This is a genomic window from Arthrobacter sp. SLBN-112, assembly GCF_006715225.1.
In the GTDB taxonomy this organism is placed as follows: domain Bacteria; phylum Actinomycetota; class Actinomycetes; order Actinomycetales; family Micrococcaceae; genus Arthrobacter.
Window position 1 is genome coordinate 1,684,468 of sequence record NZ_VFMU01000001.1, and the last position, 15,160, is coordinate 1,699,627.

Annotated in this window: 14 protein-coding genes, 1 tRNA gene and 1 other RNA gene; 5 read left to right on the forward strand and 11 right to left on the reverse strand. The window is 66.3% G+C overall.

Annotated features, from left to right (window positions below; all coding sequences use genetic code 11):
* The gene (gene purS, locus FBY33_RS07940; protein WP_003798434.1) at nt 1-252 is read right to left on the reverse strand and encodes a phosphoribosylformylglycinamidine synthase subunit PurS; all 252 of its coding nucleotides are present in this window, start codon (nt 250-252) and stop codon (nt 1-3) included.
* 269 nt (nt 253-521) lie between these two features.
* On the opposite strand from purS, the gene FBY33_RS07945 reads away from it, so the two are divergent.
* Together FBY33_RS07945 and FBY33_RS07950 are read left to right on the forward strand one after the other, a co-directional pair.
* Complete coding sequence (locus FBY33_RS07945) at nt 522-707, forward strand: hypothetical protein (protein WP_142030104.1); 186 nt, start codon at nt 522-524, stop codon at nt 705-707.
* A 260-nt stretch (nt 708-967) separates the two neighbouring features.
* Nucleotides 968-4,099: a S8 family serine peptidase gene (locus tag FBY33_RS07950; RefSeq protein ID WP_200831338.1), complete on the forward strand. Its 3,132-nt coding sequence runs from the start codon at nt 968-970 to the stop codon at nt 4,097-4,099.
* 90 nt (nt 4,100-4,189) lie between these two features.
* Here FBY33_RS07950 and FBY33_RS07955 read toward each other — a convergent pair whose 3' ends face one another.
* The 4 genes from FBY33_RS07955 to FBY33_RS07970 are packed head-to-tail and all read right to left on the reverse strand — an operon-like array spanning nt 4,190 to nt 6,521.
* Complete coding sequence (locus FBY33_RS07955; RefSeq protein ID WP_142030105.1) at nt 4,190-4,522, reverse strand: serine protease inhibitor; 333 nt, start codon at nt 4,520-4,522, stop codon at nt 4,190-4,192.
* Nucleotides 4,519-5,460: a 3-methyladenine DNA glycosylase gene (locus FBY33_RS07960; RefSeq protein ID WP_442858348.1), complete on the reverse strand. Its 942-nt coding sequence runs from the start codon at nt 5,458-5,460 to the stop codon at nt 4,519-4,521. The genes FBY33_RS07955 and FBY33_RS07960 overlap by 4 nt, the downstream gene beginning before the upstream one ends.
* Entirely contained in the window at nt 5,429-5,992 is a 564-nt protein-coding gene (locus tag FBY33_RS07965; RefSeq protein WP_142030107.1) for an SSI family serine proteinase inhibitor, read from the reverse strand. Before FBY33_RS07965 ends, FBY33_RS07960 begins: the two co-directional genes overlap by 32 nt.
* Nucleotides 5,993-6,020: 28 nt before the next feature.
* Nucleotides 6,021-6,521 carry a MarR family winged helix-turn-helix transcriptional regulator gene (locus FBY33_RS07970; protein WP_235010485.1) on the reverse strand — a complete coding sequence of 167 codons (501 nt, stop codon included), beginning with the start codon at nt 6,519-6,521 and terminating at the stop codon, nt 6,021-6,023.
* A 77-nt stretch (nt 6,522-6,598) separates the two neighbouring features.
* Here FBY33_RS07970 and FBY33_RS07975 point away from each other — a divergent pair, with 77 nt between their 5' ends.
* Nucleotides 6,599-6,841 carry a hypothetical protein gene (locus tag FBY33_RS07975; RefSeq protein ID WP_142030108.1) on the forward strand — a complete coding sequence of 81 codons (243 nt, stop codon included), beginning with the start codon at nt 6,599-6,601 and terminating at the stop codon, nt 6,839-6,841.
* 144 nt (nt 6,842-6,985) lie between these two features.
* Nucleotides 6,986-7,177 (forward strand): hypothetical protein, encoded by a 192-nt coding sequence (locus FBY33_RS07980; RefSeq protein ID WP_442858322.1) that lies wholly within the window; start codon nt 6,986-6,988, stop codon nt 7,175-7,177.
* A gap of 81 nt (nt 7,178-7,258) precedes the next feature.
* On the opposite strand, the gene FBY33_RS07985 is transcribed toward FBY33_RS07980, so the two are convergent.
* From FBY33_RS07985 to ffs, 4 genes are all read right to left on the reverse strand, one after another.
* Nucleotides 7,259-8,617: an aspartate kinase gene (locus tag FBY33_RS07985; protein WP_142030110.1), complete on the reverse strand. Its 1,359-nt coding sequence runs from the start codon at nt 8,615-8,617 to the stop codon at nt 7,259-7,261.
* 211 nt (nt 8,618-8,828) lie between these two features.
* Complete coding sequence (gene recR, locus FBY33_RS07990) at nt 8,829-9,428, reverse strand: recombination mediator RecR (RefSeq protein WP_141158226.1); 600 nt, start codon at nt 9,426-9,428, stop codon at nt 8,829-8,831.
* A gap of 76 nt (nt 9,429-9,504) precedes the next feature.
* The gene (locus FBY33_RS07995; RefSeq protein WP_142030111.1) at nt 9,505-13,065 is read right to left on the reverse strand and encodes a DNA polymerase III subunit gamma and tau; all 3,561 of its coding nucleotides are present in this window, start codon (nt 13,063-13,065) and stop codon (nt 9,505-9,507) included.
* A gap of 21 nt (nt 13,066-13,086) precedes the next feature.
* Nucleotides 13,087-13,183, reverse strand: an RNA gene (gene ffs, locus FBY33_RS08000) — signal recognition particle sRNA small type.
* 390 nt (nt 13,184-13,573) lie between these two features.
* On the opposite strand from ffs, the gene FBY33_RS08005 reads away from it, so the two are divergent.
* Nucleotides 13,574-13,658 (forward strand) — tRNA-Ser (locus FBY33_RS08005).
* Nucleotides 13,659-13,737: 79 nt separating this feature from the next.
* Here FBY33_RS08005 and FBY33_RS08010 read toward each other — a convergent pair.
* Nucleotides 13,738-14,673, reverse strand: a complete 936-nt coding sequence (locus tag FBY33_RS08010; RefSeq protein WP_142030112.1) for an oxygenase MpaB family protein — start codon at nt 14,671-14,673, stop codon at nt 13,738-13,740.
* 185 nt (nt 14,674-14,858) lie between these two features.
* Nucleotides 14,859-15,140: a hypothetical protein gene (locus tag FBY33_RS20490; protein WP_200831479.1), complete on the reverse strand. Its 282-nt coding sequence runs from the start codon at nt 15,138-15,140 to the stop codon at nt 14,859-14,861.
* Nucleotides 15,141-15,160 lie beyond the last annotated feature (20 nt).

Sequence of the window (15,160 nt, forward strand, 5' to 3'; positions counted from 1 at the left end):
TCAGGCCTCAACGACCTCGACGTTGACGACGTCTTCGATCACCGGGTTGGACAGGAGGGTCTCTGCGGCATCGCGGGCCTGGGCCAGGATGTCTTCGGTCACCTCGCCGTCGACCGTCAGTTCGAAACGCTTGCCCTGGCGGACAGAGCTGAAGCTGGTGAAGCCCAGCCGGGGGAGAGCGCCGACGATCGCCTTCCCCTGCGGGTCCAGAATCTCGGGCTTGGGCATGACGTCAACAACGATCCGGGGCATCCGGCAACTCCTGTGCGTGAGCTTGGGTAAGGGCGCAGCGGAGTGGTGCCGTCTCACGCCGTACCGGGGTGTCGGGGACAGTTGGTCACCTGCATTGGTTCACCATGAGGTCGGGCGCTCCGCGAGCTTGCCTTACCATTCTACCGGGCCGGGCGCGCCCCTTTGCATTCCGCGGTTTCAGGGGACCGGGCCGCCCGGTGAGGACCGGAATCCATTGCGCTGTCCGCGTGGTTCTGGAGTTGCCGGAAGGCCTTCACTAGGATTGCTGAATGGCTGAGAATTCGAAGTCCGTGCTGTTGCCCGTGGTTGCCGCGGCGGTGTTTGCCGGCCTGGGCAGAATGGTGTTCCAGAAGATAAAGGCGGACCGCCTGGCCCGCGGGACACGGGTGACCGGCCCGGTGGATGAAGAAACCAGGCAGTGGATCAGCGACGTGGTGCGCACGCCCCGCCAGTAGCCGCCCGCCATCCTGCCTCCTTGCCGGGGCGTCCTCCGGGGCGCCCTTTTCCATGCCTGTTTCAATGCCCTCCCTGCTGCATCGCAACCGGTTTGACAAGCGGAAATTTCCCGGATGTGCCCTATGTCATATCGCGCTCTCAGTCTGTACTCTGTGAACAGTCTGGTCTCAGCAAATTACAAAACCTGTAATTCCCTCTGCAGTTCCAGTCGTCCGGGCTGCCCACCAAGGCTGGGTGGTACATCGTGAAAGGGTTGCACGTGAAATCAACTGGAAAGAGCCCCTCGCGGGCTGGGGGACTCCGGAAGGCGGCCGCGCTGGCTGTCGGGTTGCCCCTTCTCCTTAGCTCGCTGGCAGTCGGTCCCGCGTCCGCGGCACCCGGAGACCAGGGCGCGGAGAACGGTTCCTCTACCGCAAAGGACACTCAATTCAAGGACGGCCGGTACATCGTGGTACTCGCCGGTCCCGCTGCCGCGGCGTATGAAGGGGGAGTTGCCGGACTGGGCGCCACAAAGCCCCAGCTGGGCAGGAAGCTCGACGCCGGCAGTCCCAACTACCAGGCCTACGACGCCCACCTCCGCAAGCAGCAGCGTGACGTCGCAGCGGCCCAGGGTGTCAGCCCGGCCAAGCAGTACACCGCGGCCCTGAACGGGTTCACCGCCGAGCTGACCGCAACGCAGGCGGCAGCCCTGTCCAAGGACAGCCGCGTCCTGGTGGTGGCGCCCGACGTCGAAAACAGGCCTGGCTACACCACCACCGACTTCCTCAAGCTCACCGGTCCGGACGGCGCGTGGGCCACGCAGTTCGGTGGACAGGCCAACGCCGGAAAGGGCGTTGTTGTGGGTGTGATCGACTCCGGTTACGCCCCCGACAACCCGTTCCTGCAGGGCGAACCGGTGAAGCCACTGCAGGGTGACCCGCAGGTGGGCGTTCCCTACCGCACCGGCGACGGCAGAATTGCCATGCTCAAGGCGGACGGCAGCACCTTCGAAGGCGAATGCCAGAAAGGCCAGGGCACCGGAGCCTCATTTGACGGCTCGCTCTGCAATTCCAAGGTCATTGGCGCCCGCTACTTCGCTGATTCCTTCCTGCAGTACGTCGCACCGGGCAACCGGGCACCGGAAGAGCAGATTTCTCCGGTGGACGTGGGCAGCCACGGTACCCACACCGCCACCACGGCAGCCGGCAACGCCAACGTCGAGCAGGTGATCGACGGAGCCAGCTTCGGAAAGAGCTCCGGTGTTGCCCCTGCCGCCAAAGTCTCGGTGTACAAAATCTGCTGGGAGGACACCAACCCGGACACCGGTGGCTGCTACTCCTCAGCGTCTGTTGAGGCCGTGGATGCAGCCATCAAGGACGGCGTCGATGTCCTGAACTACTCCATTTCCGGCAACAACAACAGCACCACCGATCCCGTGGCGCTGGCATTCCTCAACGCTGCCGCTGCCGGCGTGTTCGTTTCGGCCTCTGCCGGCAACTCGGGTCCTGCAGCCTCCACCGTGAACCATGCCTCACCCTGGCTGACCACGGTGGCTGCTTCCACCTTCCCCAGCGACCTGGTGGGAACGGTCAAGGTCTCCGACGGATCGCTGTACCGCGGCGCATCCATCATGAAGTCGGAAGTGGCGGACAAGCCGGTTGTCCTCGCTGCCGCCGCCGCAGCCCCGGGCGCTGCAAACCCCAACCTTTGCGGCCCGGGTACCCTCGACGGCTCCAAGGTGGCCGGTAAAGTAGTCGTCTGCGACCGCGGCGTTATCGACCGGACCGCCAAGAGCCAGGAAGTCCTGGACAAGGGCGGCGTGGGCATGATCCTGGTGAACCTCACCAGCAGCTCGGAGGACGCCGACAACCACGTTGTCCCCACCGTCCACGTCAACGCCCCCAAGAGCCTGGAACTGAAGTCCAAGCTGGAAGCCAACCCGGCGCTGACTGTCAGCCTGGTCAAGGGCGACCTGACTGGCCTGCCGCCGGCCGCGGCACCCCAGATCGCAGGGTTCTCGTCCCGCGGACCCACCCTGGCGTCCAGTGGTGACCTGCTTAAGCCAGACATTTCCGCTCCGGGCGTCAACGTCCTGGCGGGTGTCTCCACCATCGGCAACGACGGGGACCAGTTCGGATTCATGTCCGGCACCTCCATGGCCGCACCGCACATCGCCGGTTTCGGTGCCCTGGTCCTCAGCAAGCAGCCGAAGTGGACGCCCGCAATGGTGAAGTCCGCCATGATGACCACCGCCTACCCGCTGGTCAATGCCGACGGTTCGCCCAACACCGACCCGTTCCAGGGCGGCGCCGGCCACATCGATTCCACCCGCGTCCTTGATCCCGGACTGGTCTACGACTCGGGAATCCAGGACTGGCTGGGCTTCCTGAACGGCCAGGGCGTTGAGACGGGGGCCCCGCAGGCCGGCAGCATTGCCGCCCGCGACCTCAACCTGCCCTCCATCGCGCTAGGCAGCCTGGTGGGAGAAGTGCAGGTGAAGCGCAAACTCACAGCCCTGGTGCCGGGGATGTACTACCCCGAGGTAAACATGCCGGGCTTCAACGTCAACGTCGAACCCAAGGCGCTGAATTTCGCCAAGGCCGGCCAGTCCCGTGAAGTAGCCGTCACCATCCGGAACGCCAGCGCGCCGGTGGGCAAGTTCAGTACCGGAAGCCTCACCTGGAAGGGGCCCCGGACGGTGACGTCACCCATCGCCATCCGGCCGGTTGATGCCCAGATTGCCCCGTCGTTCTCCTTCAGCTCGGCTACAGGCACCGGCAGTGGCTCCATGGAGCTCGTTTCCGGCTCCGACAGCCCCATCGCCGTCGGCGTGGAGGGCCTGGCACCCCTGAGCCAGACCGCCATCACCAAGACCCCGGGCGAGTACGCACCCACGAATGACGCGCACAACGCCGTGCTCCAGGTGAAGGTGCCGGCAGGTGCCTCGTTTGCGCGGCTGGGCATCCAGGCGCAGTCGAACGACGTCGACTGGGACATGGTGGTCTACGCACCGAATGCGTCGGGCGGGCTGACCCCCATGCAGGTGGCTACGGCATCGGCCAGTGAATTCCTGGACCTGGAATCGCCGAGGGCCGGCACCTACTACGTGGTGGCCAACCTGTACGCCACACCGGACAACGGCCCGGCTACAGCTTCGGTCCAGGCGGTGACCTTCGCAGGCGACGCGGGCAACCTCACCGTGGACCCCAACCCCATTGTGGCGCCCAACGGAACCGCCACCTCGGCGACCCTGAACTGGACGGGACTCCAGGAGGGGTCCTACCTCTCCCGGTTGAGCCTTGGCAGCAACGGCATCAAAACCTGGGTGAACGTGCAGGTGGGACAGGGCTCTGCCCCCGCCCCGGCCGGCGCTCCGCAGCTTGACCAGGCCCAGGCGGTACCCGGAACCTGACCGGGAAAGCATGGGGGGAGGTCCCGGGCGGTCATCAGGCCGCCCGGGACCTTTTCCGTTGCCGCACCCGAAAGGCCATGCAATGCAGGGCTAGGCGGCCGTACCACCCAGCAGGGGGCCCATGGCCTTCCACCGTGCGATCTCGCACCCGTCGGTGCGGGTGAAGGTCGAGTTGACGGGGCGGCCATGGAAGGTGCCGGTGACCACCGCAACCTGCGGGCCGCCGTACTGTTGGGTGCACAGCTTGGGCGGCCCGGGTTTCGGAAAAAAGACTTCCTCACCGAACCGCTCCACGGCGGCCAGGGCGGCCCCGGGCCGGGGCAGGGTGGTGCCCGCGGCGGGAGCGCCGTCTGTGGCCACAAGCCGGAACACATGCTCAGGCGCGTCCGGGTCCTCCCGGATCCTGATGGTCAGGTCGATCACCGTGGCGCCCGGTCTGACAGGGCCCCAAGCTCAACGACGAGGCGTTCCCGGAGGATCCCCGCTTCCGTGGCGAACGCCCGCTGGTGTTCGACATAAGCTGCCTTGCCCTTGGGTGTCTCTATGGGGATGGCGGGGTAGCCCCAATCGGCCAGGTCGTAGGGGGAAGCCTGCATATCCATGCCCCTGATCCGCCAGGAGAGTTCAAAGCAGTCCATGACCACCTCGCTGGACAGCGCCGGCAGCAGCTTGTACGCCCACTTGTAAAGGTCCATGTTGGCGTGCAGGCAGCCCGGCTGCTCCAGGTGGCGCTGCGTGTCCCGGCTGGGGGAGTGCTCGTTGAGCGGGATGGCGTCCGGGGTGTAAAAGCGGAACGCGTCGAAATGGGTACAGCGGATCCTGTTGTCCTCCACCACCCGGTCCGTGCCGGCCGCTCCCAGGCGCAGCTGCAGATACTCGTGGCGGAGGTCGAACTTGTCCTGGCGGTAGACCATGGCCCACTCGTGGAGGCCAAAGCAGCCGAACTGCGCCGGCCTGGCCGCCGTCCCGCGGAGGATGATTCCGGCGAAGTCCACGGCCTCCTTGCGGTCGGCAAGGAAGGCGGTCCGGTCGAAGGTAACTGCGGTGCTTCCCGCAGCCAGCCCCAGGGAGGCAAGTTCGCCGTCGTCGAGCATCCGGTAATGCTTCCACCCCAGCCGCGCGGCTGCCTGTCCGCCGGTGAGGACCGCTCCAGCACCGGGGTGCCAGCGCTTCAGCTGGCCGGGCTTCTGGGTGTAATAGGTGAAGAGGAAATCCTCCACCGGGTGTTTCTGCCCCGCCGACCGTCGGGCCAGGTAGGGGTCGGCGTAGCGGCTGACGCGCTGGATGTGGGCTTCTTCCCGCGCCAACGCATCCTCCGCCGCCAGAAGCTTAAGAGGCTCCACCGGCGGCACCCAGTACATCCTTGGCAGCATCCCAGGCACTGATTTCGCATCCGTTGCTCCGCGCAAAGGAGGACTCCACCGCTACGCCGTCCACCATGCCCGTCACGGTCGCTTTTTGGGGACCACCGTACTGCTGGGTGCACGGCCGGGACGTTCCGGGCTCCGCCGGTGACAGGATGCCCGGGTTGGCCTTCAGGGCTGCGCAGGCCGCAGCGGCATTCGGGTGGCTGCTTTCCGCGGCCGGCGTGCCGGAGGAGCAGACCAGGGTGTAATCGAGCTCGGCCGCGCCCGGGGACGGCACCACCGTGATGGCGAGTTCCGCGTTTCCCTGACCTGGGCCGGCACTTGGCTGCGACGTGGCGGGAGCGGGCGCCGGTACCGAGGTTTCGGTGTCGGGGGAGGGGGTGGCAGGGCCGGCGGGAGAGCTTCCTGCGGAGGAGGAAGAAGGAGCTGTTGAGGCCGATGCGCCATTGTCAGGAGTGCCGCTGCAACCGGAAATCAGCCCGGCGGCAACCGCCAGGACCGCTGCGAGCACGCGGAAATTGCGCATCAGGCTTCCTCTCCTTGGTCCAGTTATTCTAGTCGCTTGACTGGGACGTCGCGGCGATCAGACCCATCATGGATGCGTGCAGCTCCGTGACCTGGTCCCGGGTCAGCCCCAGCCGCTCCATCATGGTCCCCGGTACCTGCAGGGCCTGCTGCCGCAGTGCCGCACCTTTGGGCGTCAGTTCGACGGCGAGTGCACGCTCGTTTCCGTCCGCGCGGCGCCGCGTGATCAGCTCCGCTGCCTCGAGCCTGCGGAGCAGGGGGGATATGGTGGCGGGCTCCTGGGCGAGGGCCTCGCTGATGTTCCGTACCGTCCGTGGGCTGTCTTCCCACAGGCAGAGCATCACCAGGTACTGCGGATGGGTGAGGTTGAGTTTCTCGAGTACCGGCTTATAGGCACCCACCACGCTGCGGGCAGCCACCGTGAGGGCAAAGCAGAGCTGGTGTTCCAGCAGCAGGTCTTCCTCCTGCACTTCAGCCGGCTCTGCTGCGGCGGGCCTAGCCGCGTCCGTTTCTGCTGTCGTGGTGCTCATGCGTCCTCCCATTGTTAGTGCACTAATGATTAGTGTACGTTTATTACAGGTTAACGGTGAGTGGAAGGAACTTCTTCATGGGCAGGGACAAGTCCGCGGACAAGGGCAACGCCTCCCAGCGCTTCATGCGCGCCACAGGAAAGCTGCGCGCTGTTTTCGGCCCCGCGAGCCGCACTGCCCTCGGGCACGATATGACCGAAGAGAACCGCAGGCTGCTGGCGCAGCGCCAGGCGGAAACCCAGCAGTGGGAAACGGTGACCAGGCCGGACGGCAGCACGTACGTGGTGCCAAGAAACCCCGACGACCGGTCCCTGCGCTAGCAGTTTCCTTCCGTTGCACACCGGCGCCTTTTTCCTTATGCGGGCTTAAAATGAGGGCACTGGCTCCTGCCGGAGCCAAGCGCGCTTTCGCCCGAGCAATCGGGAAGGGGGTGGAAAACAGTGGCACATGTACTCGATAGTTTCATGGGCCTGACTGAGAGGCTCCGCTTCTTCTTCGGTCCTGCCACCCGACTGGACGCTGATACGCCCGTGGTGCACAAACACGATGAATTCGAACAGGCCTCCGAAGAGGACCTCTCGCATTTCGTGGTCGAGACCGACTCAACCGGCCACCATTACGCAGTACGCCGCGAAGACCTGGAACGCGAAAGCTGACTTTTCCAGGCCGCTCCCGGAAACCAAAAAGCCGGACCGCCTTTCCTCCGAGGGAAAGGCAGCCCGGCTTTTTTGATGCGCCTAGCGGCCGGTGCCGCCGTAGACAGTCGCTTCGCTTTCGGTGTCCAGGCCGAACGCCTTGTGGATCACGCGCACGGCCTCATCCAGCAGGTCGGCATGCGTCACCACCGAGATGCGGATCTCCGAGGTGGAGATCATGTTGATGTTGATGCCGGCGTCGGACAGCGCCTTGAAGAAGGTGGCGGAGACGCCCGGGTGGGAACGCATTCCGGCGCCGATCAGGGAGAGCTTGCCGATCTGCTCGTTGTATTCGATGGTCTCGAAGCCAATTTGGTCCTGGGCTGCATGAAGGGCGGCCAGGGCGTCTGCGCCTTCGACGATGGGCAGGGTGAAGGAGATGTCGGTCTTGCCCGTGCCGTGGGTGGACACGTTCTGGACAATCATGTCGATGTTGGAGTGTGCGTCGGCGATGACCTGGAAGATCGCGGCGGCCTTGCCGGGGATGTCGGGGACGCCGACCACGGTGACCTTCGCTTCGGAACGGTCATGCGCAACGCCGGAGATGATTGGCTGCTCCAAGGCAACTCCCTCTTGAGTGGTGATCTTGTCGTCGGCGCTGGGGATGACCCAGGTGCCTTCATGCTGGCTGAATGAGGAACGGACGTGCAGGGGGACGCCGAACCGGCGGGCGTATTCCACGCAGCGCAGGTGGAGGATCTTGGCGCCTGAGGCAGCGAGTTCCAGCATCTCCTCGCTGGAGATGGTGTCGATCTTCTGGGCTGACGGGACCACGCGCGGATCGGCGGTGAAGATGCCGTCCACGTCGGTGTAGATCTCGCAGACGTCGGCTTCGAGGGCTGCCGCCAGCGCCACGGCCGTGGTGTCGGAGCCGCCGCGGCCCAGCGTGGTGATTTCGTTGGTGGTCCGGCTCATGCCCTGGAAGCCCGCCACGATGGCGATGTTGCCCTTGTCCAGGGCGGTGCGGATGCGGTGCGGGTCGACGTCGATAATCCGGGCCTTGCCGTGGATTCCGTCGGTGATCATGCCTGCCTGCGACCCGGTAAAGGACTGGGCGGAGGCGCCGAGCTTGTTGATGGCCATGGCCAGCAGGGCCATGGAGATACGTTCACCGGCCGAAAGGAGCATGTCCATTTCGCGGGCGGGGGCGGAATCGGTCACCTGTGCAGCAAGGTCCAGGAGTTCATCCGTGGTGTCGCCCATGGCCGAGACCACCACTACCACCTCATTGCCGGCTTCCTGGGCGTCAACGACCCGCTTTGCCACGCGCTTGATCCCGTCAGCGTCCGCCACGGAGGAGCCGCCGAATTTCTGCACGATCAGCTGTTTGGTCACCGCGCCGGCGGCGGGGGCCACCTGCGGCTGCGTTGCGTTGTGCACTTCGGTAGTGGGCGTACTCATGCGCGTACCTTCATTGGATCAATTGGAGTTCTGGAGGCCAGGCAGCCTGACGCCGGGACGGCGCGACTTTCCTCCCACAGTTTATCGCCGTGCCCACAGCGGCGTTGAATTGTGACCACATACCGGCCATGGTCACTGCTGGTGCCGGCGGACATGGCTGCCGCAGGTCCAGTCCGCAGTGAAGTACGACGGCGGGAGGCCGCCCGGTGCGTCAGCCCAGGGCGTTGCGCCGGCCCTCGAAGGCGCGGCCCAGGGTGACTTCGTCCGCGTACTCCAGGTCACCGCCCACGGGGAGGCCGGAGGCGAGGCGGGTCACGGCGATGCCGATCGTCTTGAGCATGCGGGCCAGGTAGGTGGCCGTCGCCTCACCCTCCAGGTTGGGGTCGGTGGCGATAATCACTTCCTGGATTTCGCCGTCATTCAACCGGGTGAGCAGCTCACGGATGCGCAGCTGTTCCGGTCCCACGCCGGCGATGGGATTAATGGCGCCGCCCAGCACGTGGTACCGGCCGCGGAAGGAACGCGTGCGCTCCACGGCCAGGACATCCTTGGACTCCTCCACCACGCAGATGACCGCGGGATCGCGGCGCGGGTCACGGCAGATGTTGCACAGCTCCTGCTCGGTGACATTGCCGCAGACAGTGCAGAACTTCACCCGTTCCTTGACTGTGGTGATGGCTTCCACGAGCCGTTTCATGTCCTGGGGGTCGGCTTCAAGGATGTGGAACGCCAGCCGCTGCGCGGACTTGGGGCCCACCCCCGGAAGGCGTCCAAGCTCATCGATCAGCTCCTGGACAGCACCTTCGTACACGTTTCCCTCTTTAGCTTGGTGTGGATGGCGGGTGGAACAAAAAGTTGGTCATGCTGCCGGCGCTGACTTGCGGCTATCAATAGCGTGGAGTGACCGGGCTTCCGTCCAGGGACCGCTCCTCGATCAATTTTCCGCCCAGGATGCGTTCCACGGCGGCCCGGCCGAACACGCCCGATTCTTCGATGGTCTCATCGTCAGCGCTGGGCACGTCCTGGACGAAGGCGCTCGGTGCGGCGGCGGCCCTGGCCGGTGCCTTGGCCCGTCCGGCCTCAGCTTCGGGACTGTTCGAGAGCCGCTGGTAAAGGCTTTGCCGCGATTCCGTTCGTCCGGCCGCCGGTGCAGGTGCCGATGCCTGTGACGGCATCGCGGGCCGTGAGGGTGCAACGGTGGACTTGGCCACTGTGGGCTGGGCAACCGGGGTGGGTGCAACCTGGGCCGGAGCCGTCATCGAGGGGGCAACCGTGGCGGGTGCGGCGGAGGCCATAGCGAACTCGGGCACGGGCGCGCGGTCAGGGGACGGCACCTGGTACGTTCCCGCCGGTCCTCCGTGATCCGCGCCCGAAGCCGCGATGGAAGCCGCGGCCGGCCCCCTACCTGACACTGCTGCCGCAGCAGCCGTGGCTGCCGGTGCAACGGGGATGGAGGGTGGCACCTGGGCTGTTGCCGGGGGGTAGTGCGGGACATCGGCCTGCGTGCCGATGTTGTCAGGCAGGGACCCGGGGGCGGGCCTGGCGCCAACGTTGCTCTTGTCTCCGACCACCCACACGCCGGGGGCCTGTTCCACAGCCCGCGTCCAGGGATCGTGGGCCTGGCCCGCGTTCTGGGTCTCGGGGTGGGACGCGCTGCCCGTGCCGGAGCCGGCGGTTAGTGTCTCCTGGGATTGCGCGGCTGCCTCACTGCGGGAGCCGGAGGCTTCCGTGCGGTTGCCCATCACCGGGGATGATGGCGCTGTCCTGTTGCCGGGACGCGTGGCGGGTTCCCAGTCCATGGGAGGCTCCTCCTCCAGCGGGGGAGCGTCCTCGTCCCGCGGGGGACCCCAGTCGTCATCGGAGTACGAGTAGTCGCCGCCGGCTGACGGGTACGGGGACGGGCTGGCGTTGGCGCCGGAGCCCGGGGTTTCCGTGCCCTGGGCTTCGGGCGGGACAGAATTTGTGTCCCGGCGGCCGTGCGGGTTGGTGGCAGGTGCCGGACGTGAGGCGGGAGAGGCGGTTGCCGCGCGGGTTCCCTCCGGTGCAGCTGCCGGGCTGGCCGGTGCAGCTGCCGGGCTGGCAACAACAGCAGTACTTCCGGAACTTCCGCCAGAAGATGGGCCCTGGGCAGAGGTGTTGCTGCGGACAGTAGCGGCCCGCTCAGAGTTTCCCTCCACCGGCGCCGCGGAGCCGGCGCCGGCCGCGGGAACCTGTGCCGGCGGGGCTGGTTGAGCTGGGGCAGGAGCAAGCCCCCAGGCAACGTCAGCTGACGTGGCCGGAACCACCGGGCTGGCGGGCACTTTTGGGTTTGGTTCAGAGCTCGCTTGGGTGGCGCCGCCGGCAACCGCGTTTATCTGGCTGTCGATGCCAACGGTTTTCTGGATGGCCTGGCGCAGGTTGTCCGAGTGGTCCGCCCTGCCAAAGGCACCGGCCAGTCCCTGGGTAGTGAACGACAGGGTCACAACGCTGCCGTCGAAGGCGCTGACCTGCGCATTGGGCTCAACAAGTGCCCAGGTACTGCGCTTGATTTTGGAGAGTGCCTGCAGGACGTCCGGCCAGGCCCTGCGGAGGACCTCAACGTCACCCATGGCCGGGGGAACGGCAGGGGTGGACCTGGCCGGCGCTTCCTGCTGGGCAGACGGCGGTGCCGCCTGACCAGCCGCCTGCGCGGCCGGGAACGGGCGGCTGCCCGGGGCTTGGCTGGCCGCCTGGTTGCCGGGAGCCTGCTGGCCAGGGGCCTGCTCGCCGGGCACCTGCGGGCTTGGTACGCGGGGGCCGGGCGCCTGGCGTGTTTCCTGTGCCGGCGGCACGGCTGCCTGGGCGGACGCCTGCCGGTCTTCCTGGAAGTGTGGTGCTGCACCGGCTTGCGGTGCCCCGGTGCTTTGCGCCGCTGCCTGGCTGGGGCCTGCAGCGGCGATGCCCTCTGATGTCCGGGCGCGCGCGGTGTCCTCGACAGGCCAGTCATTGGTGCTTACCCGCGGTGGTGTCAGCGGGCTCCGCGGAGCCTCTGCGGCGGGCTGGGAGGATGTGGTTTCCGCTGGCGCGGACCCTGCAACGGCAGGCCGGGCGGATGCGGACTGGGATGGCTGCTCCGGTGCCCCCTGAGCGGAAGGGCCGGCCGTCACAGTCATGGGCGGCACGGGCGAGGAGGTTTCGGTTGATGTGGCTTCGGGGACGGCGGCACGCGCGGCCGCCGGCACTGCCGTTGCTGGACCGGCCTGGGCAACCGGAGCGGTGACGTCATTTCCGGTGTAGTTGAGGCGGCGCTCCACACGGTCGATCCGGGCGGCGATGCCGCGCTCATTCTGTTCCGAGCTGGGCAGCAGGATCCGGGCGCACAGCAGTTCCAGGTGCAGCCGGGGGGACGTGGCTCCGGTCATTTCGGTCAGGGCCGTATTGGTTACATCCGCGGCGCGGGAAAGTTCCGCGGCGCCAAGGTTGTGGGCCTGGTTCTGCAGGCGGGCGATCTGGTCCGCAGGCATTCCGCGCAGGATGGCGTGCGCGCTTTCGGGCATGGCCTGGACGATGATCAGGTCGCGGAAGCGCTCCAGCAGGTCCTCCACGAACCGGCGGGGATCGTGGCCGGTCTGGATGACACGGTCCACGGCACGGAAGACCGTGGCGGCGTCCGAGGCGGCTACGGCCTCCACGACGTCGTCCAGCAGTGAGGCGTGGGTGTAGCCCAGCAGTGCGACGGCGAGCTCATAGTCCAGTCCGTTGGGACCGGCGCCGGCCATGAGCTGATCCAGGACGGAAAGCGAATCACGGACGGAACCGCCGCCTGCCCTGATGACCAGCGACAGCACGCCAGGGGCCACGGGGACGTTTTCCTGGCGGCACAGGAGCTCGAGGTAAGCCATCAGCGGCTCGGGCGGCACCAGCCGGAACGGGTAATGGTGGGTCCGGGAACGGATGGTTCCAATGACCTTGTCCGGCTCCGTGGTGGCGAAGATGAACTTGATGTGCTCCGGCGGTTCCTCCACGATCTTCAGCAGGGCGTTGAACCCGGCCGAGGTAACCATGTGGGCTTCGTCGATGATGAAGATCTTGTAGCGGTCGCGCACCGGGGCGTAGGTGGCGCGCTCGCGGAGGTCCCGTGCGTCGTCCACACCGCCGTGGCTGGCCGCGTCAATCTCGATGACGTCAAGGGAGCCGGAACCGCCGCGTGCCAGCTCGACGCAGCTGGGGCAGGTTCCGCAGGGGGTGTCCGTGGGGCCCTGGGCGCAGTTGAGGCAGCGGGCCAGGATGCGCGCGGACGTGGTCTTGCCGCAGCCCCTGGGGCCCGAAAAAAGGTAGGCGTGATTGACGCGGTTTTTCCGCAAAGCCGTCATCAGCGGCTCGGTGACATGCTCCTGCCCGATAACGTCAGCGAACGAGTCGGGACGGTATCTGCGGTACAGGGCGGTAGTAACTGTCACAGAGAAAACCCTACCAATCCGGGCTGACATCATGCCGCCCTGTGGGGGAATAGTAAAGACCCCCCATGCACCCGCCAGAGCCCGTCTACCCTTGCTACCTTCCGGTCCTGGGGGAGTTCAACAGGATGACGCCACATGAGGGGCCGTCAGATACTTTACCCGAACATCGGGCTCGACTCGAATCGGCCCCCACTCCCTTCCCGGAACCCCTGTCCAGGTGTACTGCAGTGCCGAAAGGCCATTCAGATCGGGGATTTCATTGCTTATCCCGGCGCCAACCGCGATCATGGGTATGTACACCGATTGGGGCAATCTCAAGGTTGTGAGCTGCGTGGCCTGGTGGACGGGACGGACCCGGCAGCTCAACGGTGCAACAGGGAATGGGCGCATTGGGGGCGTCCATTTTCAGGTTAAGGCGCCATGCAGGCCCCGCCAAACAGGATGCTTGGAGGGCGGAAGTCCTCCCCCTGAACAGTCCAATTGGGCGATGGGGGAAAGTTCAGGTAATCTAATACCTGCTTTTGATTCAGAAGCAGTTGGAGAATTCGCCTAGCGGCCTATGGCGCACGCCTGGAACGCGTGTTGGGTTAACGCCCTCGGGGGTTCAAATCCCCCATTCTCCGCCGGTTAAGAACCCGGCCCCGGTATTATCGGGGCCGGGTTCTTGCGTTTTCGCCACGACGGTCCACTGCTGGGGGATCGTTAAGCCATATCTGCCAACGGTTCCCCAAGCCGCCTCAGGCGTTGCCTCGCTGCCAGTTCGCTGGGACCCTTCCGCCGGCGGGGGCCGCCCAAGGCGAGATGGACGACGCCGAGCACCACCTTTGTGGCCAGCCTCACGGGCAGGGGAAAGGGGCCCAGCCGTGGAACGGAAAGCCCGAGCATCCGGCGGTACCGGGGTTCCAGGCTGTAGACGGCAGCTGCAAACAGGATCCGGTAGCCGGGCTTCAGCAGGGGATGCAGCGGAGCGTTGCGGATGAACTGAACGGTTTCCTTCACCCTGGCGTCCGACCGCAGCCCGCCCTGCGTGGACCACTGGTCCAGCTGGCTGCGCATCTCCGCTTCGGACAGGGGCGGGTTGTCCACTCCCATCAGCCGCCCGGCCTGTGCCCACTCCCTGACATAGGCGTCCGGGCCGCCGGGAATGGGTCCACCCCAAATCTTGTGGGCCGCAAGGAAGCCGTCCGTGAAGGCGATGTGGATCCAGCCAGCCAGCCAGGGATCGTTGGCACTGTAGGTGCGGATGCCGCCGTCGTTGTCCTGGTAACTGCCCTGGACAGGCTCATGGAGGAGCCGGACGCGGCGCGTTGCCTCCTCCGCAGCTGCCGTTGACCCGTAAGTGACCGTGAAGATCCACCGGATGGTGTTGGCCAGCCGCCGCAGGGGGTCTTCGCGGAAGTTGGAGTGTTCGTGCACTCCCGCCAGGGCGCCTGGATGGAGCGACTGCATGAGCAGCGTGCGGATTCCGCCAACGATCGGCGTCATGGAGCCGTGAACTGCCCACACGGCGGAACCGGGCAGGTGGTAGCCGGCGTCGTCACCGTCCGCCAGCCGCAGCGACCATTCAGGTGGGGCATCCGCCTTCCCGGAGAAGGTCTTTTTGACTTCGTCCTGCCAGGTGCGAAGGACATTGCGCATGAGACATTGTTGCCCATTTCAGCGAAGGTGCCCGTATTCACCGCCCTGAACAGCGGAAACTCCCACCCCCTAACGCCCGCAAAAAACCCGCAAAGTCCCCCTATGGGGTTTCCACCCCTGCGGCGCTGTGGTCCCATGGGACATACCGTCGAGACAACGTGCGGCAGGCCACGTCGTGGAGTCAGTCAATTGGGCAGGAATTCAGTGCGCGGCAACAGGAAGCCGGACCAGCGTACCTTTTCCCCGGTTGTCCGCGCCGTGGCAGCTGCAGGGGTGCTGGCAGCCTCCGTATGTGCCGTGAATCTTTCTGCCGGCTCCACTGAGCGGGTGCAGTTGGCGGGAGCAGTTGCCGGGACCGGCGCCCAGGGCGCAGCTGTTCCCGATGGAACCTCCATGGGGGACAACCTCCCGGAAGCGCGCAGGGAACCGGCCCAGCCGGCGTCGGACCAGGTGGGCGCAGGTGCCATTCCACCGGCCATCCTGTCCA